Genomic DNA, 22796 nt, shown 5'->3' with positions numbered 1-22796 from the left:
CTATCGTCGAAGGCGATGCAGCACACGCCACCTCCCCGCCCCTCCCTCGTCACCGTCGGGGCGCTCGCCTTGGCGTTCGCCTGGCTGCCGGCCAGGGCTGCAGAAGCGCAGAGCGTCAACCTCTGCGTGGAGGACATGAGCGACGAGGAGATCGAGCGGCACACGGCGCGCATCGTCGGGGAGCTGCGCTCACATCGCACGCGAGCGCGCGTTTGGCGCTTCGGCTGGCTGACGGCCTACACGGGCATCGCCGTGGTCGCGCTGGGGGTGCTGGCCCCCAACATCGGTCCCAGCTCGGACAACCGCGACGACCGGGCCCGCTGGCTGGGCTACATCGGGGCTGGCGTCGGGGCATCGGTGGCGGCCGCGCGCCTCGCGTTCTACCCGATGCCCGACGTGTGGGGGGTACGACGCATCGAGCGCATGCCGACGTCCACGCGCCGCGAGCGCATTGCCCAGACGCAGTATGCGGAGTCGGTGCTGACCTCGGCGGGCGCCTGGCAAGGCCTGATGACGGGGTCCACCTCCTATGTACTCGCGCTCGGGTGGGGCATCGGCTGGGGCACCTCGCTCTCGCGCCGCTACAGCAACCCCACCACGGCCGCGCTGGCGTTCTTCGGCAGCCCCATCCTGGGCATTGCCACCGCGCTGACGGCGCCCAACTGGGCGGCCCTCTCCGCGACGCGCATTCGTGGCGGCATCTGCGGCCACGCCTACGTGCAGGACCCGGAGCCCGACCCACTGGGAGACGAGGGCTACGACGACGACGCTAGCGCGGGTGAAGAGGATCTCGATGACGCACCGAGCGAGGCAGACGACCTCGAGGCGAGCGCGTACGATCCGCTCGACGGAGCCATCGCGACGCGCCGGAGCCCGAGCGTGATGGTGTACCCGACCCTCGGCGGCGCGGGCCTGTTGGTCTCGTTCTGAGCTCCGCCCTCGACCGGTGTGGGCACGGCCGCTCGCCTCTGATATGGTGAGCGCGGACCACGAAGGAGGTGGCTGGTGAAGTCGATCGGAGCTTGGTGGATGGTAGGCGTGCTCGCGCTATCCGGGTGCTACGAGCATCGGACCCTAGGGTTCGTCGCCCCGGGACGAGACGGCGGCGCGCCACCGCCGCCGGACGGCGGACCGTTCGACGACCTCGACTTCGGGCTGGGGCCGGACGTCGAGTTCGGCGCCTGCGGAGATCGCACGACGGTCCACCGCTTCGACGACCTGCGGATCCCCACACAGGAGGAGGCGACCGCGGGCGACCCGGTCGGCCACGACCTCGACGGGACGAGCATCGCGTGTGGCGTCCCCGACTACGCGCGCGGTGTGGACAACGCCTTCATCGACTTTGCCGCGGCGGTCCCTCAGGTCTCCCCCGACAACCCCATTGACCTTCAGATGGCGCTCGGACGCGCGGTCCAGTGCGAGCCTGGGCGCGCGGATTGCGCGACGCTACCGCTGGACCTGCAGCTGAACCGGGCTACCACGTCGGGCTGCGCTCAGATCGTGTTCACGGACGGCATGGGCAACCAAGTGTCCAGCGTGGGAAACGGCAGCGTCTTGGCCACGGGCGCCCTACGGGTGGAGCTCGATTCGCTGCAGCTCACCATTCCCTACCCGACGGTCAACGGTCACGTCGACATTCCGCTCCGTCTGCGCGACGTGATCGTGACGGCCACCGTCGGCGACGCGGGCCTCGAGAACATCATCGTCGGAGGGAGCCTGCAGAAGGGTGAGTTCGAGGCGACGGTGCGCGCCATCCTCCCGCTCCTGAACACCGACGTCGCGTTCGAAGACGTCGCGGCCATCCTGCAGGCGTTGTATGACGTCGAGGTTGGGGGCGGATGCACGGGGCTGTCAGTTGGTCTGCGCGGACGCGCTCGCTGAGCCGACACTCCGCCCTGGCCCAGACGAGGCCCCACGACTCTTGAACCGCGCGTTGGCATCGACGCCTCTCGGTGCGGTGACCCCACGACGTCACGGGCAGCGACGCGAGAGCTCGGCTGCGCGCTCCTCCAGCACCACGTGCTGGCCGCGCCACCGCGCAGACTGCGCGACCAACGCGCAGGCCGTGTCGAGCGCGTCGGCTTCGAGCGCCGCGCCGATGGCCACGACGTACGCACGCGGCACGGGCCGCAGCGCGACGTTCTCGAGCGCGAGCGCCAGCGCACGCTGTGGGTCACCGCCGACGCCGGCGAAGAACTCGGCGCCGTGGTCGAGGAACGCCTCGCGATGGCGCGCCAGCAGCTCGTCGTAGCGCTCCGTCCCACGCTGACGCAGATCGGCAGCGCGGTCTGGGTCGCTGTCTTCGAGGCGCTGCGCGAGACGCCCGGCGGGCTCCGGGTCGCCCGCCACGTACGCGATCCCTTCGAGGCGCGGGATGGCCGCCGCGCTGTCCTCGAGCTCCGAGAGGTGAACGTTGGCGACGACGTACTGCGGCAGCCGCGCGACGGCGTCCCGATAGAGGACCCGCGCGATGTCGGGCCGACCCGCCGCTTCGCCCCACATCACGCCGCGCGTGAAGGAAACCCACGCCAACGCGAAGGGCGAGACATCCCGGTAGCGCTCGAGCGCGCGCAGGTAGGTGGCGTCCGCCTCGTCGTAGTGGCCCCCCGCCGCCTGCACAGTGCCGAGGACGGTCAGCCGCGCGTAGGTATCGCTCTCTGCGACCAACGCCTCCGCACGCGGGAGGAGCAGCGCGGGCGCGGTCCCTGTGGCGACGCCGATGACGATGCGCGCCCGCTCCACCTCGCCAGCCTCTGCGCCGTGCCGTTCGGCCAGGTCGATCAGCTCACTCGCCTCGACGAAGCGGTGGACGGCGCTCAGGTAGCCCGCGCGCTGCATGATCACGCTCGGCGTGGTCTCCGAATGCGCGTAGGCGCGCGCGGTGAGCTCGTCCACCTCGCGGAAGTCGTCGTAGCTACCCAGGTACGCAGCGCGCGCGAGCAGCTGGTCGGCCAACGCCGCGCTCAGCGTCGTGTCGTCCGGGGTGAGAGCCAGCCGGGCGCGCAGGCTGTCGATGGCAGCGTGCAGGTTGTTCACCGCGACGTCCGGGTTGGTGGTTCGACGGGTGTCGAGCTGCACCACCGGGGCCTCACGTCCGGGTCCCCCGGCGTGCTGACACCCCGCGAGCCCACACAGGAACACCATCGACAGCGTACGAAGACGCGCCCGACCAGCTCTCGGACCCATGGCTAGGGCGCCGCCAGGAAGGGGAAGGTGGTGACGCTGTGCGTCGCGCTGTCGGCCGCGATGGCGTCGTTGAAGTCGCCGAGCGACCCGTTGATCAGGACCGAGTAGCTGCGGTCGATCACGTCGTGGTTCGGGGTGCGGCCACCACAGCCGCCCTCGCCCACCACGCCCAGCACCTCGGCTTCGTAGCCCAGGTACTCGGGGCACGTCCCGCTGCCGCTGTCGATGACCAGGCGATCGTCGGCGAGGACACCCGCGAGGAAGTCGTAGGCGCTCGCCACACCGTTGCTGGCGTCGTAGCCCAGCTGGTTGCCGCACACCGTGTCCGCGCCGTCGTAGATGGCGATCATGTCCGCGATGCCGGCGGCGTACATGGCGCCCCACGTGCTGGGGTTGTCGTTAGCGTTATAGTCGTCCTTGAGGTCGCTGCGGGGCGTCCCATTGGGCATGAAGGTGCCCACCGTGGCGGTGGAGATGGCGGGGCGCCCCATGCGGTCGATCTGGTCGCCCAGCGTCGGCGGGTTCTCGCGACCGCGGGGCGCGTTGGCCTGTCCCTGGTCGGCGGTCATGCCCATGTCGTCGGGGTTGTCGTTGCCATCGCTGCAGGCGAGGAGGGTTGCGGCGCAGAGGGCCGCGGCGAACAGGGGTGCTGTGTGTTGCGTGTTCATGATGCGCCTCAGTTCGCCATGTGGGTGCTGCCCCAAGCGGCCAGGACGGGTCCGCCAGAGGTCACGAGGGACTTGTCGACCTGCACGACCAACGCGAGCACGTTCGCGCTGCCGAAGTCGTCGGTCGCCGCGCTGTCGTCGGCGTCGGTGGTCAGCTGAGCGACGAGCAGGCCGCTGGTGCCGGAGTCGACGGTGGGGCAATTCCCTTCGTCGGTCGGGAGCCCCGCGCCGCGCACGGTGTCGACCACCCGCAGGTAGCCGTCGAGGTTGAAGAAGAAGGGGTCATTGCGCAGCCCCGCATAGACGCGCAGGTCGCCGCTGCTGCTGACCAGACCCGCGGGGTTGCTCGGATCGCCCTGCACGTAGTCGGCGACGGTGCCGTTGTCGGCGAGGACCCAGCACTCGATGGCGTCGGTGTCATGGAACTGGCAGACCACGCGCGTGTCGTCCTCGGTGGTCGCGCCGAAGTCTGCGCGGCTGCCCACGTGGAACACGTACTGCGTCGCGTCCCCGAAGGCCGTCGTCGCCCCCGCGAAGGGGTTGACCGTCATGATGAGGTTGAGGTCCGCCGCATCTGCGCTCATCCACGCGTAGAGGTCGGCGATGTCGGCGAGTGGCTCCGCGGTGGCTGCCGGAGAGTCCGTGTGGTCGGCGCCATGCGCGAGGTTGGGGCCAGCGAGCGCGAGTCCGAGCAACGCGCCTCCCCCCAGCACACGTGCGATCCAAGGGCTATCGTGTTTCATGCGTACCTCTCTCGTCCCGCCATGCGGGCACGCCGAGAGCACCGCGCTCTCGGCAACGTCCCCCAGCGCCTCGCGCCCCACCTGGCGCGGCTGTTCAGCGGCTGGCCCAAGCGGTACGAAGCTCGGGCGCGGACGGATCAGAAAAAGTTCGGAGACTCACACACGCGAGCAGAGGCCACCCTAAGTTGAGCGCCGAGACGCCCGCGTTCGGCGAGGTCGCGCGACGCAACGGGGCCTGGTCGAGGGAGCGAGGTCGCGAGACGCGACGGTTGCTCGAAGCGGACCGCGACGCGTCAGGTGGACGCCGCGAACACGAGGGTCCCGCGCGTGCACTCGAGCTCGCCCTTGTGCAGGACGAAGGTGACCTTGTCCCCGGCGCGCTTGAGCGTGAGCGCGAGCGTGTCGTCCGGGCGCAGGGCCTGCATGAACTTCAGCCGCTTGACGGACAGCAGCGCGCCCAGGTCGGGCCATGCGCGGCGCGTCTGACGCTCGGCCAGCGGGCCCAGCTGCGCCACGCCGGGGACGATGGGGTCACCCGGGAAGTGCCCGTCGAAATAGCGCAGCGCCGCGGGCACACCCACGCTCACCCGCACCTCGGTCGCCGGCGCGGACCAGTTCAGGTCTCCGAACACGAACTCGCTGTCGAACATCGGGCGCCATGCTGATCTGCGCCGCACGGCGCGGCAAGCGGAGTCTCCGTGCGGGCGCGGCGAGCGGAGTCTCAGTGCAGGCGACACGCGCGACTGCTAGGTCTTCGGCATGACGGTCGCCCCGCACGCACGCCCCACCCTCGTCGCCCACGCGGGCCTCGCGTGTTTGTCCCTCGTGGTCGCCGCGTCCGTGCTCACGGGCTGCGGGCCGCGCACCGTGGCCACGGCCACGCCCGAACAGCTCGCCAACGCGTACCCTACGGTGCTGGCCGCGCCATCCGCGCTGGGCCCCGACTTCATGATGGAGCAAGAGGTCACCATGACCCATGCCCAGGGGGCCCACACCTTCCGCGCCATCCTGCAGAAGCGAGGCGACGAGCTGCTGCTGCTGGGCCTGGCGCCGCACGGAGGTCGCGCCTTTGTGCTCACGCAGCGCGGGGAGCACGACATCACCTTCGAGAGCTTCATGCCGGAGGAGCTGCCCTTCCCTCCGCGCTACATCCTGCACGACATCCACCGCACCTGGTTCCAGGGCGCGGGTAGCGCCGCCCCAGACGCCGACGGTTGGCGCGAGGTCGAGCGCGACGGTGAGCGCGTGCGTGAGCACGTGGGCCCAGAGGGGATCACGGAGCGCACGTTCGAGCGCCTGGACGGCACCCCCGCGGGCGCGATCACCGTGCGCTTCGCGACCCCGCTCGGCGCCGGCGCCCCGAACACCGCGCGCCCCCCCGACGAGACCACGTTCGAGAACGGCTGGTTCGGCTACACGGGCACGGTGCGCACGCTCAGCTGGGAAGCGCTCTAGACTAGAGCGCTCACCGCTGACGACACGCCTGGTCCACCCAGCGGAGCAGCGTCGGCACCCGGTGCGGCCCGTGCATGTCCGCTACCAGCCGACGCGCCTCGGCAGGGTCCATGCCCACAGCCGTGACGAACAGCGGCTTCTGGCTCTCGCCGCGCAGCAGGGGGAGCGCCACGTCGTTGTCGGCGAACGCGTTCTTGGCGACGCCGATGACGGGGACGCGGCGCTGCATGGCCTCGTACAGGTAGTGCCCCATCCCGGGGCGCTCGCGCGCGAGCCAGACGTAGCCGTCCACCACCAGCGCGTCGAGGGCGTCCACCCCGAAGGGCAGCTTGTCCAGGACGGCCAGCAGCGCGGGCAGCTCCCGCTCGTAGAACGCGCCCGGCACGTACCCTGCAGCCTCCTGGGGGTCGAGCCGCGCGCACAGCTCGGCCGTGGGCTTCGCGCTGTCCCAGCGCGCAAAGAGCACGCACGCCGCGCACGTGCGGGTGGGGCTGTAGTCGACGTCGAGGCAGGCGAACACGGCTCATCCTACGCGAGCACCGCGCGCACAGGTGAGCTCCGTCGCTCGAGCCGAGCCGAGCCGAGCCGAGCCGAGCCGAGCCGAGCCGAGCCGCGCCCCTCGCGCCCCTCGCGCCCGAAGGCGGTTCGCACGCGTCCCTCCCGGTCCCGTCGCGCACGACGAGCCGCGTCACCAAGGGAGAGGGGAGCTCCGGGCACGGGTGTTGGGGGGGCCCTATTGCAAGCGCCTTGGCGCGCCGCAATGGGGGAGGCACCGCAGGGAGCGCCTGCGCGACCGGGCCCGTGCCCGGAGCTCCCCTCTCCCGCCCCCTTGGCGTTTCGGGCGTCGCCGTGTATGCCCACGGCGATGCCCAGCAGCCCAGCACCTTCCCCTGTCCTCGTCATCGGCGGCGCCGGCTACCTCGGCCGCAACCTCGCGCTCGCCCTGCTGAAGCGCGGCGACACGGTGCGCGTGTTCGACCGACACGTGCCGAAGGACGAGCTCGCCACGCACCCGGGCGTCCAGTGCATCACGGGGGACCTGCGTAACCCCTACGACGTGTCGCGCGCGGTCGAGGGCTGCCAGACGGTGTTCCACGCGGCGTCCATGATCTGCGCGCTCACCCTCGCCCCGCGTGCGCTGCGGGAGCAGGTGGAAGCGGTCAACGTCAAGGGCACGCGGCACGTCCTGGACGCGTGCCTGGCGCACGGGGTCACGCGGCTGGTCTACACCAGCAGCATCAACGTGGTGCCCGTGCCCACGGACGGCGGCGACGAGACGCGCCGCTACCACCTCAGCCCGCTGGCCGACCTCTACTCGCGCACCAAGGCGCAGGCCGAGCGCATGGTGCTGGCCTCCGACACCGAGGGGGGCCTACGCACGTGCGCGCTGCGCCCAGGCGGCATCTACGGCCCTGGCGAGGAGCACCACTTCCCACGCTTCATCAAGGAGCTCAAGGCCGGCAAGATGATCGTCGGGCTGGGCGACGGAAAGACGCGCGCCGACAACGTCTACATCGACGACCTGGTGAGCGCGCACATCCACGCCGCGGACCGGCTGGGCCCGGACACGCGCATCGGGGGGCAGGCCTACTTCATCACCGACGGCGAGCCGCAGCACTACTTCCAGTTCTTCCGCCCCGCGGTCGAGGGCCTCGGCCACAAGATGCCGCGTGTGAACCTGCCGGGGCCCGTGCTGATCGGCCTCGCCTGGGTGTCCGAAGTGGTCCACTACGCGGGTGGCCCCTGGCCCTTCACGACCGTCATGGAGGCGGGCAAACTGGTGAAGGAGAACTGGGTACACATCGACCGCGCGCGACGCGACCTCGAGTGGTCCCCGGAGGTCAGCCACGCCGAGGGCATGCGCCGCTCCATGCCCTACATCCAGGCGCTGTACGACGCGTCCTGAGAGGCCCGCGACGCACGCGGCCAGGCGCCACGATGCGCCTTTCCGGCGGCAGGCTCTGGCAGCAGGCGCCCGGCACGCGTCCGGCGCTCAGTGCGCGGGAGGGTCGCTCTTCGGGTGCTCGCTCTTGGACCGCGCCGACGCCGCCTCCGCCGCCAGCTCGTCTTCTTCGTCGGGCTCCACCACCGCCGAGCTGGTCACGCTCACCCGCGTCACGCGCCGCTTGTCCATCGCCAGGACGCGCACCGTGCCGCCCGGGAACGGCACCTCGTCGCCGATCCCCGGCAGGCGCTTGAGCTCGCCGAACACGTAGCCCCCGAGGGTGTCGTACAGGTCCACCGGCAGCTCCACGTCGAAGCGCTGGGCCACGTCCGAGAGCGCCGCCGAGCCGGCCACCAGCACCTCGTTGGGCCCCACGCGCTCGAAGGGCACCGGGTCCACCTCGTGCTCGTCGTGGATCTCGCCGACGATCTCCTCGACCAAGTCCTCGAGCGTCACCAGCCCCGAGGTGCCCCCGTACTCGTCCAGCACGAAGGCCATCTTGATGCGCCGCTTGCGCATCTCGCTGATGAGGTCGTCCACGGGCGTCGTCTCGGGCACGAACAGCGGGTCACGCATGATGGCGCTCAGGTCGCTGCCGCCGCTGCGCGTGGCGCGCCACAGATCACGCGCCAGCAGCACGCCGACGATGTTGTCGATGCCCTCGCCGTAGACGGGCATGCGCAGGAAGCCGGTGTCCAGCATGCGCTGCTGAGCGTCCGCCAGGCTGGCGGTGACGGGGATGGACACCATCGCGGTGCGGGGCGTCATCACCTCGGACACGTGGGTGCCGCGCAGGCTCATGACGTTCGAGACCACGCGCCACTCGGTCTCCTCGATCTGCCCCTCACGCCGGCCCATCTCGGCCAGGATCGCGAGCTCGGCGCGGCTGATGGTGCTGCCGCCGTGACCCTTGGCGCCGATCAGCTTGTTCAGGAGCGAGAGTGGCGCGAGCACGAGCCACATGACCTTGATCATCACCTGGAGGATGCGCGCCGTGGCGGGCGCCAGGGCCTGCCAGTGGCGAGCGCCGAGGGTCTTGGGGATGATCTCCGACAGCACCAGGATGGCCAGCGTCAGCGCGGCCGAGAAGGCGGCCATCCACTCACTGCCCAGCACCTCGAGCGCCATCGCGCCGCTGACCGCCGCGCCGATCGTGTGCGCGATGGTGTTCAGCGTCAGGATCGCCGCGATGGGCTCGTCCAAGTTGCGGCGCAGCTTGGCGAGGATGGGGCCGCTGGGGTCGCCGTCCTTCTCGAGCAGCGCCACGTAGCCGTGCGTGACCGACAGCAGCACCGCCTCGAGCACCGAGCACAGTGAGGAGATCGCGAGGGACACCGCGATGACCATCAACAAGGTCGTCATGCGCTTCTCCGTAGGTACATCGCGCGCGAGCCTACCAACCCGACGCGCGCGTCACCACCTTCGCCGCACCGCCACGAGGGCGCACGGACTGCCTGCTCACGCAACGGGCTGCGCAGCCTGGGTCGCGGGGAGCTTCTCGCTGCTCGCCTCGGGGCGGCCCGCCTCGCGGTCGGCCGGCACCAGCGCGCGCATGCCCGCCTTCTTCAGCAGGGCCAGGTCTTCCTCGTGCGCGGGGTTGCCCGTGGTCAACAGCTGGTCGCCGTAGAAGATGCTGTTGGCGCCGGCCATGAAGGCCAGCATCTGCGCCTCGCGCCCCATCTCGCCGCGACCGGCCGAGAGGCGCACCATGGCCCCGGGCATCATGATGCGGGCCACCGCGCACACGCGCACGATGTCGAGCGGGTCCACGGGCGGCTGGTCCTCGAGGGGCGTGCCCTTGATGGCCACCAGCGCGTTGATGGGCACGCTCTCCGGGTGCGGCGTGAGCGTGGCCAGGGTGACCAGCATGCTGACGCGGTCGGACTCACCCTCGCCCAGGCCCAGGATGCCGCCGCTGCACACGTGGATGCCCGCGTCCGCCACGTGCTTGATGGTGTCCAGGCGGTCGTCGAACGTGCGCGTGGTGATGACCTTGTCGTAGTGCTCGCGCGAGGTGTCGATGTTGTGGTTGTACGCCGTGAGCCCGGCCTGCTTGAGCTGGTCCGCCTGCTCCCGGTCCAGCATGCCGGCGGTCACGCACGCCTCCATGCCCAGCGCGCGCACGCCGCGCACCATCTCGAGCACCTGCTCGAACTGGCGGCTGTCCTTCTTGGGGCTGCGCCAGGCGGCGCCCATGCAGAAGCGTGAGGCGCCCAGCTCCTTGGCCTGCCGCGCCTTCTCCAGCACCGTGTCCACGCTCAGCAGCGCCTCGGACTCGAGCTTGGTCTTGTGGCGCGCGCTCTGCGAGCAGTAGCCGCAGTCCTCGGGGCACGAGCCCGTCTTGATGGACAGCAACGTCGACAGCTGCACGGCGTCGGGCGGCTGGTGCCGGCGGTGGACGGCCTGGGCACGGAACACCAGGTCCGTCAGGGGCAAGTCGAAGAGGGCCTGCGCCTCGGCCTGAGTCCAGTCGTGGCGGATGTCGGGGGTGCTCTGCTCGTCCATCGTCGAATACCTCGTGAGGGGTAGCAGGATGTACGCTTCGGGGAGGAGCGCAAACCGGCGGAGGCGGGGCGCGGTGTCACGGTTCCCGATGTCCCGGTGTCCCGATCCCCGTGTCCCGGTGTCCCCGGTCCCGGTTCCCGATCCCCGTGTCCCGTGTCCCGGTTCCCGAACCCCGTGTCCCGGTGTCCCCGGTTCCCGAACCCCGTGTCCCGTGTCCCGGTGTCCCCGGTCCCCGTGTCCCGGTCCCCGTGTCCCGTTTCCCGATTCCCGTTCCCCGTTTCCCGTGGCCCGGGTGGCTCGCCTGAGCGCTCTTTGGGTTGGTGGCGTCTTGGCTCGGGGTGAGGTTTGGGACGCTTTGGGGCGGGCCGCGCGGAGAGGTCGGGGTAGCACGGTGCTCGCCCGGTGGGCTCGGCCTCGCGCGCCTCGGGCTCGGGAACCCGGAAACGGGGATCGGGAACTGCGAAACGGGATCGGGAACCGGGACTCGGGGATCGGGAACCGGGGCTCGGGGACACCGGGACCAGGGACGTGCGACTCGGGGACACCGGAACTCGGGAGTCCGAGCCCTGGATTCCTCGCCTTCAATCACGCGCAGGCGCGCCCCCGCCGCCCCACGTCGCGCTCAGCCGAGCCTTCTCCGCGCCCAAGCGGACCTCGCGAGTCCCCCGCACCGCCGCGCCCGTCGAGCCCCGAGACGTGACCGAGGGAGGGGGGAGCTCCGCGCCCGGGTGTCGGTCGGTGGCCCGGATCACTCCGGGCTCCGTCCGACGTGCAGGACTACTGCATCCGGCTCTTCAGCGGCGTGGATTCGCTGGGCGACCAAGCGCTGAGTGCACGATGCGGGGCGGTGGCAGGGGGTGGTGCTTTAGGAGCGCCGCGAAGCGCTCCCAGGTCATCTCCCTTCTGCCGCCACGCCGGTCGAGCCATCGGCGCCATGCTCGCGTGACCTCAAAAGTAGGTCGCGAGCGCTCGGCTGTTGTTCGTGATCCCGTAGGCGTAGCCCGCGCAGCTTCGAAGCGAGGGTGACGCGTTGCCGTCGACCGGTTCGCGGTGTCGACACCATTCCCAGATCGCGCGGATTGCCCTCCGCATCCGAGTCGCCATCGTCTTCGCTTCACGAGCGGTACTTTTCGCGACTTCCCCAGTAGTGGTGAAGCCGAGAAACGAAGTCTCGGTCGTTCCCGCGCCACGCCCGTCGGGCCGCCGAAGCGGACCAGGCGCGTCTTGTCGGATGAAGCCGCAGGCCGTACTCCGAATCGCTTCGGGAGCACGGCGGCACCGCCTCGCGTCGAGCTCATGCTCGCAAACGACGAAGTCATCCGCGAAGCGAATGAGCTCGGGCGCCCGCGGAGCGCGGTTGCACCTCCCGACGAACCACGTGTCGAGACGTTGTGCAGGAACACGTTCGCGAGCAGGTGATCCTCCTGCGGCGTGCCAGAGTCCGTGCGGCTGTGCTGCCCGTCCTCCATCACGCCGGCGTTCAGCCACTTGGAGCACGCGACGGACAGTCCGTCGTCACCGTTGGTCGAGATGTCGCGCAGATGACCGGGTCGATCGAGTCGAAGAACGACTGATGTCACCTCGATCCACCACGCCGACATCGCGCTCTGCCACGGACCGCAGGCATCGGTGAGCGCCCGGCAAGCCGTAGGCAGTCAGAGTCCTCCTGCACGGCCTCCAGCAGCATCTTGACCGCCGTCTGAAGCACCGCTTCGAACGTCGGATGCCAGTGGCCGCTCTTCCTCCATCCTTCGGGATGTAGGTCCGTCACCGGTGGCGCCCGGTAGGCTCCCGACGAGGCGGTCGGCAGACTCTGGAGTTCGCCTCCGTCCTGCGCGTAGTCGCCGTCTGAACGCAACAGCCCGTCTTTGCGGGTCCGTTGGTGCGCCTCTTCAGCCATTCCAGATCGATGGCGGGTGATCGACCGGAGTGCTGACCCCGGTGTGTCCTCGCCATTCCGCTATTCGATCGGTCTCGTGAGATGTCCCTGAGTTCAGTGTCTCAGCCATCTTCCTTCTTCGATTCCGCCTGGCCGCCTTCTCCACCAGCTCCTCCGGGCTTTCGTTGCTGGCTTCTCCGGTACTACGGGCGACCCGACTTCTCGGAATCCGCCTCGCCGTTTGCCTGCTCGGCGGTACCGCGGCGCGCACTGTTCGCTCCTCGGACACTGCAGCGCGCGGACTGTCCGAGCCTGGTTTGGTCTCCGGTCCCCGTGACCGGTGATTGCCGAGAGACCTGGGATCTCCAGGTTCCTGGGGCCTTGCGTGCGTGCCCGCTCTTCGACCCCGATGCCGCCTCCACTCGGCTGGCACTCCGAGCGGCGGTGTTGCCTTCCGCTGGACCCACAACGTCGGCCGGCACCACTAAGCAATATTTCGAGGCTCTGTCACACAGCCCACACGCTCGCTGTCTACGCTTCGCAGCGCCGGTTGCCCGACCACCACGCAAGACTCGCTTCCGGCTGGCTGCCCGCCTTGCCGGGCGGGACTCTCACCCGCTGGGCTCCATTGGAGTTTCGATGTGTTGGTGATCCGTCAGCTCATCTTCTTCTCCTCCAGGCTTGGCCTGGCGCACGGGCCCCATTGCAAGCGCCTTGGCGCGCCGCAATGGGGGAGGCACCGCAGGGAGCGCCTGCGCGACCGAGCCCGGGCGCGGAGCTCCCCCCTCCCGCGCGCAACCCCCTCGCAACCCACCACCGCATGGAGCCAGCCGGACTCCCGAGTTCCGCGCTCCACCGCGGGTGTGGACAGCCCGGGCGCAACGACGTAGCGTCACCGCCTCGTGCGTGACGACCCGAGCCAGGAGCCCCAGAACGCTGCAACGAGCGCCACGCCGGGGCCCATCATCCGCGTGCCGGTGTTTGTCGGACTCACGCTCGTGGGCGTGCTGTTCGACCTCCTGCTGGGGCGCGCCGCGCTGCTGACCCTGGGAGACAGCATCCCGCAGGAGACGCGCTCGCTATGGCTGCGCATGTCCACCTTTGGCTTCAACCTGGCCACGCTCAGTGCGTCCGTGGCGCTGATGGTGATGGTCTCGCGCATCGCGCGGAGGGGTGATGCCGTGCCCCTGGTGGGCCGGCTCTCCCTGGCCATCTTCGGCGGCGTCTTCCTGGCCACCCTGACGCTGGCGCTGACCGAGGAGCCCAGCGTCCAGCTACAGCGACAGCTCATGCTTGGGCGCGCCGGGGGCTACATGCTCATGTCGCTGCTCGCGGTGGTCGGCCTCCGCGCGCGGCACCGCGGCATGCAGCTCGGTCTCACGCTGTGGGCCGCCATGGTCTTCTCGTCCCTGGCGGTCCTGGTGCTCGAGATAGGTCAGGCCCCTCGGCTGGCGGGTCAGATCAAGGTCGCCAACGAGGCCCTGTGGCTGCTCATCCCCGTCGCCTTCGGTCCCGCCTTCGGCGCCTTCGACGCCCGGGGCCGCTACCGCACGCTGGCGTTCGGCCTGGTGGTGATGGTCGCGCTCGCCGTGTGGCGTTGGGTGCTGGACGAAGACTTCACGCCGGTGTTCTTCGGCGTGTTCCAGCTGGACGCGCTGCGGCACGCAGTGGCCCTCTACGTGCCCATCCTGGGCATCGTCGCGGGCGTCAGCCTGTCCGCGGCGACGAGCCGTGACGCGGGGCAGCGCGTGGGCGGGGTCGCGCTGCTGTTGTTGATCGGCGCGGGCCATCTGCCGCGCTCGGTCGGCATGATGGTGGTTCAGGCGCTGTCGCTTGCGCTCACCGTCTGGCACGCGCTCGGCCGGCGCGCGTTCGGGCGCACGGTCAGTGGGTCCGCGGGCGAAGTTCCCCTTTGACGGTGGGCACGGGCATCCTCGCGTGCCCCTCGCCGAACGCCTCCCAGATGGCCTTGCCAGCCTGGTCGAAGGTCTTCACGGTGGCCACGAACCGCGCCCGCGCCGCCGTATCCACCAGCGGCTCGGGCAGCCAGGGGTCGAACACCACCTGGCGGATGGCGGCGCCGCCCAGCAGGTAGCACTCCCGCGCCGCCACCTCGGGCTCGAGCTCCGCGCCGCGCGCAAGCCACGTGGTGAGCCGCTCGTGCTCGGCGTGGTACGCCGCCGTCAGCGCAGGCCCGTCCCACAGCGCCGTGATGCGCGCCTCACGCACATCGTCGAAGCCGCCCGCGTCGAACACCGCGGCGTCGGGCTCGAGCCCCACGGCCACGAGGCGCTGACGCAGCGCAGCGGCCCCGCCCGCGAGGTTGTCGGGGCGCACGAACAGGCCCCGCTCCAGCTCGCGCAACCCGTAGAGCGCGAGGGCACGCTCACGTCGCTGCACCACCCGCCGGTCGCCGCGTGGCAGGGGCCCCGTGTGCACCATCACGTAGCGCCCCTCCCACGGGCGCACGCGCTCCTCGGCACGACGCCACTCGGACACCGCCGCGTTCAGCCGCGCGCCCGCGTGGCCGATGACGTATGCGCCGCGACCGCTGGCCTCGATCAGCCCCTCCGCCGACAGGCGCGCGAGGGTCACGCGCACGTTGTTCTCGGTGATGCCGAACAGGGCACACGCCGCGATGGCGTAGCGCACGGCGAGCGGCGCCCCGTCCTTGGCGAGGAGCAGGCCCAGCACCACGCGCCGCGCCGTAGGAGTGCTCACGGGCGCGCCGGCGCCCCGCTCGGCGCATGGCTGGTCAGGACCGACGCGTCACCCGCCGCGGCCACGGCCGACGCAAAGCGCGAGACGTCCGCGCTCACGGCGGGATCGGCGCGCTCGAGGATGGTCTGCACGTCGGTGCCCACGGGCAGCGCGCCGTACTGATGGTGTCCGCCCGCGAGCCGCGAGCTGCAGAACGCCTCGCTCACCGCGCTGGGCGCGTGCTGCACCAGGAGGGCCCCTTGGAACGCGAGGGCCAGCTGGTCCACCACGTGCCGCGACGCGAACTCCACGCTCCGCATGTCCGTGAAGTCGAGCGCGCCCAGCTGCTGCTCGAGCCCCGCGACGAACGCATCCAGGCGCGCGTTGCCGCCCTGGGCCAGCTTCACCTCGGCGAGGAAGCTACGCATCACCTCGGGGTTCTTCATGACCGCGCGCAGCACGTCCAGGCACTGCACGTTGCCGCTGCCCTCCCAGATGGGGTTGATGACCGACTCACGGAACAGGCGCGGGTACACGGAGTTTTCCATGACGCCGCTGCCGCCGATGCACTCCATGATCTCGTAGGTGTGCTGCGGCGTGCGCTTGCACACCCAGTACTTGCCCACGGCCGTGGCCACGCGCAGCAGGTGGCCTTCGTGGGCGTCGTGCTCGCGCGTGTCGAGGGCGCGCGCCATGCGCATCGAGAACGCAATGGCCGCCTCGTACTCGAGCGCCAGGTCCGAAAGCACGTTCTGCATGAGCGGCTGGTCGCGCAGCCGGGCCCCGAAGGCGCTGCGCTCGCCGCAGTGGTGCAGCGCGTTGGCCAATCCAGCGCGCATGAGCGCCGCGCTCCCCACCATGCAGTCGAAGCGCGTGAGCCCCACCATCTCGATGATGGTCGGCACGCCGCGGCCTTCCTGGCCGATGAGCCAGCCCTGCGCGCCGCGCAGCTCCACCTCGCTCGACGCGTTCGAGCGGTTGGCCATCTTGTCCTTCAGGCGGATGACGTTCAGCGCGTTCTTGCGCCCGTCCGGGAGCCAGCGTGGCACCAGGAAGCACGCGAGCCCCGGCTCGGTCTGCGCCAGGACCAGGAACGCGTCGCACATGGGCGCGGACAGGAACCACTTGTGCCCCGTGAGCTCGTACAGCTGGCCAGGCCCCGGCTGACCCACCGGCGTGGCGCGCGTGCTGTTGGCGCGCACGTCCGAGCCGCCCTGCTTCTCGGTCATGCCCATGCCCACCGTGATGGCGCTCTTCTCCGCCATGGGGACGTTGCGGGGGTCGTAGCCGCGCGCGAGGATCTTGCCCTCCAGCTGGGCCGCCAGCTCGGGCTGCATGCGGATGCTGGGGATGGACGCGAAGGTCATGGTGACCGGGCAGCCGTGCCCCGCCTCGACCTGCCCCTGCAGCGCGGAGTGCGCCGCGCGGACCACGTGCGCGCCCGACCTCGGGTCCGTCCAGGGCGCCGAGTGCAGACCGTGCTCGAGCGAGGTGCGCATCAGCTGGTGGTAGGCGTCGTGATAGCGCACCAGATCCACGCGCCGCCCGAAGCGGTCGTGGGTGTCCAGCTCGGGCGTGTACTTGTTGGCCAGGTGACCCAGCTCGAGGTGCTCCGCCCGGCCCGTGAGCGCGCCGAAGTCCGCGACCTTCTCGAGGCCCCACGCGCCGCCCTCACGCGCGACCGCCTCGACCAGGGGCGTGTCCGTGAGGAACAAGTTGGTGTCGCTCAGCTCGCTGCTGACGTTCGTGACCGCGTGGGTCTCTCCGAGGTTGGGCTCGCGCATGAGCGAACATTACACAACACCAACATGTTCAGCAAATCCGTAATGACAGAGACCAGGGTGCCGACGTCCATCGAGCCGTCCGCCTCATCTAGCCCTCTCCAGCCGTCTGATTTCGCTGATAACGCTGCACAAGCCACCGCAGCAGAGGGTAGCTGACGGCGCTCACCGCGAGGCCGAGCAAGGGCCCTCCCAGCGCGAACGCGGGCAGCAGCTCCTTCAACACGGACCACCACTGTGCGGCGTCGAAGGCGCGCGCCTCCTCCCACCCGGGCGCGTGGAGTCCCAGCAGGGAGGCCCCGATCCACAGCTCCGTGAAGTAGAACACGGCGATGGTCACGGGGTTGACCACGGCCGTCCCCAGGTAGGTCGCTGCGGGGTTCGCGTCGAGCATGGGCGCGAGCGCCAAGGCCAGCAGCATGCCCGCGAAGGGGACCGGGAGCAGCGACAGGCCCAGCCCCAGGGTGAAGCCCAGCGCGATGCCGTGCGGCGTCCCGTTCAAACGCAGCAGCCGGGACACGCCCCGACGTAGGGGTCCGAACACGCGGCGAAGTGTACCACTTCGACACAGATCCGCCGTGGCCGCATTGACGCGCTGGGGGTCAATTTGGCACTCTATGACAATGCTTCGCTCGGTTGGTTGGTTGCCCGTGGTGGGCGTGGTCGTGGTCTGTCTCGGGCTCGCGCCCACGACGAGCTCCGCGCAGATGTGCGCCCCAGACGACATCCGCTGTCAGAACGTGCCGGTCACCTGGCGCGGCGAGGCGCGGTTGTTCGACGACATCGGCTTCGACACGGGGTTCATCCCACGCAATTCGCCGGTCAGCATCCGCGCCGCCTTCGGGCTCCTCAGTCGCAGCGCCGCCAACATGACGGGCATGCTGCGCGCAGACTGGCCCTCCGCCCTCACCGTGCATCTGACCGGTGACCAGGGCATGGGGAACCTCAGCATCGACTTCGGCTTGGTGTTCGAGGTGCAGCTGAAGCTGGACATCGACGTGGGCATCGCGAGCATCAACCGAACCTTCGACATCCCAGTGGGCTTGCCGACTGACCTGGCGTTCCGCGGCTCGAAGGCCTTCGCTCCGCTGCTCCTCCCCGGCCAGGCGGGGCGGCCGGTGTCGCTGGTGACCAACACCTCCCGCATCCGCGTCGCCAACTTCTCCGTCCCCGTCATCGCGGGTCTCTCGGTGGGCGGTGGACTGGACATCCGCGGAACGATGACCACGCGCTACCAGACCGACAACATGCTGGTGGACGGTGTCACCGTGCTGGCCGAGAGCCAGGGCACGCTGGTCGGACCCGTCAACGCCGCCGCCGGCTTCGGTGCGTTCCAAGACATCCCCACGCGCCCCGTCGGTAGCTTCGAGTACGCCGTGGGCATCGAGCTCATCCCCGTCATCACGGTGGAGTTCTTCACCTTCCAGATCGCCAGCATCGACATCAGCAGCTTCGCCCTGCAGGCATTCGAGTCGGATGGCCCTGCCGTGTTCACGACCGTCCCAGCACACGTGCCGCTGCCCGACGTGCGCTTCACCTCGACGCGCTTCGACTTTCCCGAGACCGTGCTGGGTGGCACCAGCGTGCTGCGCGCCACCGTGCGCAACTTCGGCGAGGCCACGCTGTACGTGGACATGACGACGCTGCCCGAGCCGTTCACCTCGGAGTTCGATCAGCTCGTGATCGAGCCCGGCGGGTTCGCGCGCACGGCCATCACCTTCGCTCCCACCGTGCCTGGCCCGGTCATGGCGCTGGCCGAGGTGGAGACCAACGACCCCGACGCGCCAACGGTCACGCTGGACCTGCGGGCCACGGTGCCCTTCCCGCCCATGCCCGACCTGGGCGTGGCGATGGACGCGGACGTGCAGCCGGACGGGGCCGTCGTCAGCCCTGACGGGGCCGTCGTCAGCCCCGACGGGTCCGTGATGGTCGACGGGGCCGTGGTCATCCCCGACGGCGCAGTCGTGCTGCCGGACGGGGCCATCATGATGCCGGACGGCGCCGTGTTCGTGCCGAACGATGGCACGCTCTCCGGCGGCGCGTGCGGCTGCCGCGTGCCTGCCAGCCACTCGGGCTCGGGCGGTGTCCCGCTCGGAGTCGCGTGCCTGTTGGTGTTCGGCCTCTTGGTGCGCCGCCGCCGGCGCTGAGAGTTGCACCACCGCGCGTCGGCTGACGCGGCGTCGTGGTCTCTCGACGTCGTCGCGTCGGCATACGTGGGTGCCACGCCTACCGGCGCCACGCGCACTGATAGAACGCGCCGTCGTCCGCGCGGCGGCCGTGCACGCGCGCCTCTTTGCGACCCGCGCAGCGCAGCGTGGTCTCCACCCCCGCGCCCAAGCCAGCGATCTGCAGGTTGGAGATGCTGGGCCAGCCCGACAGCGTGACCTCGCAGCGCCCGGGCGCGGGGAAGACGCTCGACAGCGTGCCCGTGTCGTAGACCTTCGCGTAGAAGGTCTGCGTGCGCTCGATGAGCGCGGCGTCCGTGGTGACGCGCATGAGCACGCGGTACAGCGTGTGGAGCATCTCCTCCTGCACGCGACGCGTCAGCTCCATCACGAGCTCTTCGGGCACGCGGCCAGAGCGCTGCGCGAGGCGCTCCATCACGGCGTCGATGTGCGCGACGGGCACCCACGAGACCGCGGTGCTGTCCATGTACGAGGCGCGCTCTTCGCTCGAGAGCTCCGCCAGCACGGCTTCGAACACGACAGGTCCCACGATGTCACGCGCGACGCGGCGCGACACCGTCAGGTTGGACCCCGCGACCATGGGCACACCCCCGGACATGCGGACAGTGATACCACGGACCGCGGTCCGACTTCACCTGAGCTGCGAGACGGCCTCGGCGATGCGGCGCACGCCCTCGCGGATCTGCTCCGGGCTGGCGGCGTAGCTCATGCGCAGGTAGCCCGGCGCGCCGAACGCGGTGCCGGGCACCACCGCCACCTTGGCCACCTCGAGCAGGTAGGTGGCCAGCGCGACGTCGTCCGTGATGAGCGTGTCGCCCGCGCGCTTGCCGATGAGGTCGTGCACGCCCGGGAAGGCGTAGAACGCGCCCTCGGGCATCCGGCAGGTGAAGCCGGGGATGGCGGCCAGCGCGGACACGATGATGCCGCGGCGCTCCTCGAAGGCGCGGCGCATCGTCTCCATGGGCTCCCACGGGCCCGTCAGCGCGGCGAGCGCGGCCCACTGCGCCACGGTGGTGGGGTTGGTGGTGGCCTGGCCCTGGATGGTGTCGCAGGCCTTGCACACGTGCGCGGGGGCGAGCATCCAGCCGATGCGGAAGCCCGTCATCGCGAAGGTCTTGCTCACTCCGTCGACGATGATGATGCGCTCTTTCAGCTCGGGCGCGACTGTGAGGATGGACTCCTGCTGGAAGCCCTCGTACACGAGCTGCGCGTAGATCTCGTCCACGATGACCCAGTAGTCCCCCTCGGCCACGACGTCGGCGAGCGCGCGCAGCTGCTCGGCGCTGTAAGCCGCGCCGGTGGGGTTGCTGGGCGAGCACAGCACCAGCGCCTTGGTCTTGGGCGTGACCGCCGCACGCAGCTGCGCGGGTGTGAGGCGGAAGCCGTCGTCGGCGCTGGTCTCGACGATGACGGGGGTGGCCCCGCCGAGCTTCGCGTGCTCCGGGTAGCTCACCCAGTAAGGCGTCGGCACGATGACCTCGTCGCCCGGGTCGTAGAGCGAGAGCGCGAGGTTGAAGAGCGTGTGCTTGGCGCCGACCGACACCACCACCTCGGCGGGCGTGTGCGTGACGCCTCGGCGGGCCTGGGACGCGGCGCAGATGGCCTCGCGGAGCTGCACGATGCCGCGCGCCGCCGTGTAGCGCGTGGCCCCGGCATCGATGGCACGCTTGGCCGCCTCGAGGATGTGGGCCGGCGTGTCGAAGTCGGGCTCGCCGACGCTGAAGGAGAGCACGTCGACCCCGGCGGCCTTGAGCTCGTTGGCGCGCGCGGTGATGGCCACGGTGGCTGAGGGCTCGATGACGTTCAGGCGGGACGCGAGGGAGACGCTCATGGGCGTGGTCCTAGCGCACGCGGGGGGGGGCGTCACTGTGGCTTCCTCCTGGTGCTGGGGGCGAGGTGGTTGCGTGGTCGAGAGCGGCGGAGGGGCGCCCTGGTCACGGGCTCGGTCGCGCTGGCGCTCCCTGTGGTGCCTCCCCATTGAATCCACACCGTGACGGGCGCCCTCCGCGCAGTGGTCTGGCTCGGCGCGGCCTGTTCTGATACGAGGTGGAACGGGACAGTTGTGCCGTCCTGGCGCGGAGGTGGTTCGGCGGATGTGGCCGAGAACGATGCGAGCAGGGCGTGGTTCGTGGTGGGGCGCTGTGCTCGGCGCGTGCCCGATGGGGACGAGCAGACAGGCCGGAGGGGCGGCGGGCGGCAAGACATGGGGATGAACCCGATGGCGGCGCGGGGGCGATGCTGGCGTCGATGGGGACCGAGCGCGCGGAGTTCGCGGAGTCACGGTCAGGCGTAGGAGGAGGCTGACGTAACGGTGGCGCAAATGCGCACTGGTGACGGTGCCGCAGAACCGTGAGGGCCCGGTGCGATCGTGTTCAGGCGTGCCCGCGCCAGGCATCGACAGGACGACGAACAACGCTCGACGGCATCAGCGGGCTGCCGTTCGCGCGACGCAGGCGACCCGGGGTTGACGAAAGCTGTTGGACGCCACGCGAGGCTACTACGTCCAGACGGCGACGCCCTCCGCGGTGGGTTCATCGGCCAACACAACCGCCTCTGCTGCGTGGTCGGGCTCGTGGGGCGCGGGGAGGATGCTCGGGACGCGGGGCGCGTGATGGGGTGGGGCCGGATGGGGTTCGGGCTGGAGCGCGGAGAATGCGTGGGGCGGCGGATGGACGAGTGGGGCGCGATGGGTTCGGACTGGAGCGCGGGGGATGGGCGGGACTGCAGAGTGTGTGAGGCGCGGGAGGAACGGTGAAGTGCGGGCGCGGGACCGGGCGTCACGCGGGCCCTCGTCAGGGGAGCGCGTCGAGGAAGGCCCGCGCGAGCTCGATGACGGCGCCCACGCGTGAGTTCTGAGCGAGGACGTCGGGCAGCACGACGACCATGGTGCGCGCGCGGCTCACCTGGTCGTCGAAGAGGGGGACGAGCTTGCTCGTGATGTCCGCTCCTTCGTCGGGCAGGCCGACATAGGGGGCGAACGCGATCCCCACTCCGTCGGCCGCGAGCCGCCGCAGGAGGTGCAGGTCTGCCGTGCGCAGGGTGGGCGCGATGCGCAGCGCGCCGCCATCACGCAACGGGAGGACACCGCTGTCGACACCAGGCTGCTCCCACACCATGACGCCCTGCGCGAGAACCGCGTCGAGCGACTCGAGCGGACCGCAGCGCTCGAGGTAGCTGCGCGCAGCGAAGAGCCGCTCTTCGACCGCCAGCACCCGGTAGGAGGTCCACGGGCCCTCGCTCGGCGGAGCACCGAAGCCCACTGCGACGTCGACGTCGTGCAGGAGCCTCGCGATGGGGTCCTCGTCGAAGCGGAGCTGCACCGCGAGGCGCGGGAAGCGGGCGCGGACGATGAACAGGAGGCGGACGATGAGCGGTCCCGGGAGACCGACGGGCAGGCCGACGCGCAGCGTCCCCGCGGGCTCCTGGCCCAGCTCGCGGACGGAGGTCAGCAGGACGCTCGCCTCCTCCAGGATGCGCCGCCCCTGTTCGGCGAGCACCCGCCCCGCCTCGGTGGGTGTCGCCCCCTGCCCCGTGCGGACGAGCAGCGGCACGCCGGCAGCCGCTTCGAGCTCGTCCACGCGGCGCCGCAGCGTGGCCCTGGCCGTGCGGCGCGCGTTGGCGGCCGACACGAACGACCCTGTCTCGACGACGGCGAGGAACGCACGGAGGGCATCCAGATCCATACGCGGGGATGATGGCACGGAAGCGACCAGCGGGTGGTCGTCGGCAGGTCTGCCCGCGCTCTCGG

The 22796-nt window shown here is 70.6% G+C and carries 19 protein-coding genes; 6 read left to right on the top strand and 13 right to left on the bottom strand.

Features of this window, described 5'->3' with window-relative positions:
• The first annotated feature begins 15 nt into the window (after window positions 1-15).
• The gene (locus tag H6726_21435) at window positions 16-930 is read left to right on the top strand and encodes a hypothetical protein (GenBank protein ID MCB9660222.1); all 915 of its coding nucleotides are present in this window, start codon (window positions 16-18) and stop codon (window positions 928-930) included.
• A 75-nt stretch (window positions 931-1005) separates the two neighbouring features.
• Window positions 1006-1881 carry a hypothetical protein gene (locus tag H6726_21430; GenBank protein ID MCB9660221.1) on the top strand — a complete coding sequence of 292 codons (876 nt, stop codon included), beginning with the start codon at window positions 1006-1008 and terminating at the stop codon, window positions 1879-1881.
• 90 nt (window positions 1882-1971) lie between these two features.
• Here the strand turns inward: H6726_21430 and H6726_21425 are convergent, their stop codons facing one another.
• The 4 genes from H6726_21425 to H6726_21410 form a co-directional block, all read right to left on the bottom strand.
• On the bottom strand, window positions 1972-3144 hold the full coding sequence (locus H6726_21425) for a hypothetical protein (protein ID MCB9660220.1): 1173 nt from the start codon (window positions 3142-3144) through the stop codon (window positions 1972-1974).
• Between the two features lie 44 nt (window positions 3145-3188).
• On the bottom strand, window positions 3189-3854 hold the full coding sequence (locus H6726_21420) for a hypothetical protein (protein ID MCB9660219.1): 666 nt from the start codon (window positions 3852-3854) through the stop codon (window positions 3189-3191).
• Between the two features lie 8 nt (window positions 3855-3862).
• A complete protein-coding gene (locus H6726_21415) occupies window positions 3863-4597 on the bottom strand; it encodes a DUF4331 family protein (protein ID MCB9660218.1) in 735 nt (244 codons plus the stop codon).
• Window positions 4598-4890: 293 nt separating this feature from the next.
• The gene (locus H6726_21410; GenBank protein MCB9660217.1) at window positions 4891-5247 is read right to left on the bottom strand and encodes a hypothetical protein; all 357 of its coding nucleotides are present in this window, start codon (window positions 5245-5247) and stop codon (window positions 4891-4893) included.
• Between the two features lie 109 nt (window positions 5248-5356).
• Here H6726_21410 and H6726_21405 point away from each other — a divergent pair, with 109 nt between their 5' ends.
• Entirely contained in the window at window positions 5357-6052 is a 696-nt protein-coding gene (locus tag H6726_21405; GenBank protein MCB9660216.1) for a DUF3261 domain-containing protein, read from the top strand.
• 10 nt (window positions 6053-6062) lie between these two features.
• Here the strand turns inward: H6726_21405 and H6726_21400 are convergent, their stop codons facing one another.
• A complete protein-coding gene (locus H6726_21400) occupies window positions 6063-6572 on the bottom strand; it encodes an endonuclease V (GenBank protein MCB9660215.1) in 510 nt (169 codons plus the stop codon).
• Window positions 6573-6917: 345 nt separating this feature from the next.
• On the opposite strand from H6726_21400, the gene H6726_21395 reads away from it, so the two are divergent.
• Complete coding sequence (locus H6726_21395) at window positions 6918-7958, top strand: NAD-dependent epimerase/dehydratase family protein (GenBank protein MCB9660214.1); 1041 nt, start codon at window positions 6918-6920, stop codon at window positions 7956-7958.
• 87 nt (window positions 7959-8045) lie between these two features.
• On the opposite strand, the gene H6726_21390 is transcribed toward H6726_21395, so the two are convergent.
• Together H6726_21390 and bioB are read right to left on the bottom strand one after the other, a co-directional pair.
• Window positions 8046-9359 (bottom strand): HlyC/CorC family transporter, encoded by a 1314-nt coding sequence (locus tag H6726_21390; protein ID MCB9660213.1) that lies wholly within the window; start codon window positions 9357-9359, stop codon window positions 8046-8048.
• A gap of 96 nt (window positions 9360-9455) precedes the next feature.
• Complete coding sequence (bioB, locus tag H6726_21385) at window positions 9456-10502, bottom strand: biotin synthase BioB (GenBank protein MCB9660212.1); 1047 nt, start codon at window positions 10500-10502, stop codon at window positions 9456-9458.
• Window positions 10503-13283: 2781 nt separating this feature from the next.
• Here bioB and H6726_21380 point away from each other — a divergent pair.
• On the top strand, window positions 13284-14297 hold the full coding sequence (locus H6726_21380; GenBank protein MCB9660211.1) for a hypothetical protein: 1014 nt from the start codon (window positions 13284-13286) through the stop codon (window positions 14295-14297).
• Here the strand turns inward: H6726_21380 and H6726_21375 are convergent.
• The 3 genes from H6726_21375 to H6726_21365 form a co-directional block, all read right to left on the bottom strand.
• Window positions 14266-15102, bottom strand: a complete 837-nt coding sequence (locus H6726_21375) for a PaaX family transcriptional regulator (GenBank protein ID MCB9660210.1) — start codon at window positions 15100-15102, stop codon at window positions 14266-14268. The two genes, H6726_21380 and H6726_21375, sit on opposite strands and share 32 nt — an antisense overlap.
• Window positions 15099-16865: an acyl-CoA dehydrogenase family protein gene (locus H6726_21370; protein ID MCB9660209.1), complete on the bottom strand. Its 1767-nt coding sequence runs from the start codon at window positions 16863-16865 to the stop codon at window positions 15099-15101. The genes H6726_21375 and H6726_21370 overlap by 4 nt, the downstream gene beginning before the upstream one ends.
• A gap of 88 nt (window positions 16866-16953) precedes the next feature.
• Window positions 16954-17406: a DUF2062 domain-containing protein gene (locus H6726_21365; protein MCB9660208.1), complete on the bottom strand. Its 453-nt coding sequence runs from the start codon at window positions 17404-17406 to the stop codon at window positions 16954-16956.
• 79 nt (window positions 17407-17485) lie between these two features.
• Here H6726_21365 and H6726_21360 point away from each other — a divergent pair, with 79 nt between their 5' ends.
• Window positions 17486-19009: a hypothetical protein gene (locus tag H6726_21360; GenBank protein MCB9660207.1), complete on the top strand. Its 1524-nt coding sequence runs from the start codon at window positions 17486-17488 to the stop codon at window positions 19007-19009.
• Window positions 19010-19088: 79 nt separating this feature from the next.
• Here H6726_21360 and H6726_21355 read toward each other — a convergent pair whose 3' ends face one another.
• The 3 genes from H6726_21355 to H6726_21345 form a co-directional block, all read right to left on the bottom strand.
• Window positions 19089-19646: a hypothetical protein gene (locus tag H6726_21355; GenBank protein MCB9660206.1), complete on the bottom strand. Its 558-nt coding sequence runs from the start codon at window positions 19644-19646 to the stop codon at window positions 19089-19091.
• A 33-nt stretch (window positions 19647-19679) separates the two neighbouring features.
• Window positions 19680-20879, bottom strand: coding sequence for a pyridoxal phosphate-dependent aminotransferase (locus tag H6726_21350; GenBank protein MCB9660205.1), 1200 nt, complete (start codon window positions 20877-20879; stop codon window positions 19680-19682).
• A gap of 961 nt (window positions 20880-21840) precedes the next feature.
• A complete protein-coding gene (locus H6726_21345) occupies window positions 21841-22731 on the bottom strand; it encodes a LysR family transcriptional regulator (GenBank protein MCB9660204.1) in 891 nt (296 codons plus the stop codon).
• Between the last annotated feature and the right edge of the window lie 65 nt (window positions 22732-22796).

Source organism: Sandaracinaceae bacterium (assembly GCA_020633055.1).
Lineage (GTDB): Bacteria > Myxococcota_A > Polyangia > Polyangiales > Houyiibacteriaceae > JADJJE01.
This window is presented reverse-complemented; position numbering and strand designations above follow the sequence as displayed.

Excerpts from the sequence above, each read along its gene's own strand:
- H6726_21435 (MCB9660222.1), top strand. The coding sequence starts at position 16 with ATGCAGCACACGCCACCTCCCCGCCCCTCCCTCGTCACCGTCGGGGCG.
- H6726_21425 (MCB9660220.1), bottom strand. The coding sequence starts at position 3,144 with ATGGTGTTCCTGTGTGGGCTCGCGGGGTGTCAGCACGCCGGGGGACCC.
- H6726_21420 (MCB9660219.1), bottom strand. The coding sequence starts at position 3,854 with ATGAACACGCAACACACAGCACCCCTGTTCGCCGCGGCCCTCTGCGCC.
- H6726_21415 (MCB9660218.1), bottom strand. The coding sequence starts at position 4,597 with ATGAAACACGATAGCCCTTGGATCGCACGTGTGCTGGGGGGAGGCGCG.
- H6726_21410 (MCB9660217.1), bottom strand. The coding sequence starts at position 5,247 with ATGTTCGACAGCGAGTTCGTGTTCGGAGACCTGAACTGGTCCGCGCCG.
- H6726_21405 (MCB9660216.1), top strand. The coding sequence starts at position 5,357 with ATGACGGTCGCCCCGCACGCACGCCCCACCCTCGTCGCCCACGCGGGC.
- H6726_21395 (MCB9660214.1), top strand. The coding sequence starts at position 6,918 with ATGCCCAGCAGCCCAGCACCTTCCCCTGTCCTCGTCATCGGCGGCGCC.
- H6726_21390 (MCB9660213.1), bottom strand. The coding sequence starts at position 9,359 with ATGACGACCTTGTTGATGGTCATCGCGGTGTCCCTCGCGATCTCCTCA.
- bioB (MCB9660212.1), bottom strand. The coding sequence starts at position 10,502 with ATGGACGAGCAGAGCACCCCCGACATCCGCCACGACTGGACTCAGGCC.
- H6726_21370 (MCB9660209.1), bottom strand. The coding sequence starts at position 16,865 with ATGCGCGAGCCCAACCTCGGAGAGACCCACGCGGTCACGAACGTCAGC.
- H6726_21360 (MCB9660207.1), top strand. The coding sequence starts at position 17,486 with ATGCTTCGCTCGGTTGGTTGGTTGCCCGTGGTGGGCGTGGTCGTGGTC.
- H6726_21355 (MCB9660206.1), bottom strand. The coding sequence starts at position 19,646 with ATGTCCGGGGGTGTGCCCATGGTCGCGGGGTCCAACCTGACGGTGTCG.
- H6726_21350 (MCB9660205.1), bottom strand. The coding sequence starts at position 20,879 with ATGAGCGTCTCCCTCGCGTCCCGCCTGAACGTCATCGAGCCCTCAGCC.
- H6726_21345 (MCB9660204.1), bottom strand. The coding sequence starts at position 22,731 with ATGGATCTGGATGCCCTCCGTGCGTTCCTCGCCGTCGTCGAGACAGGG.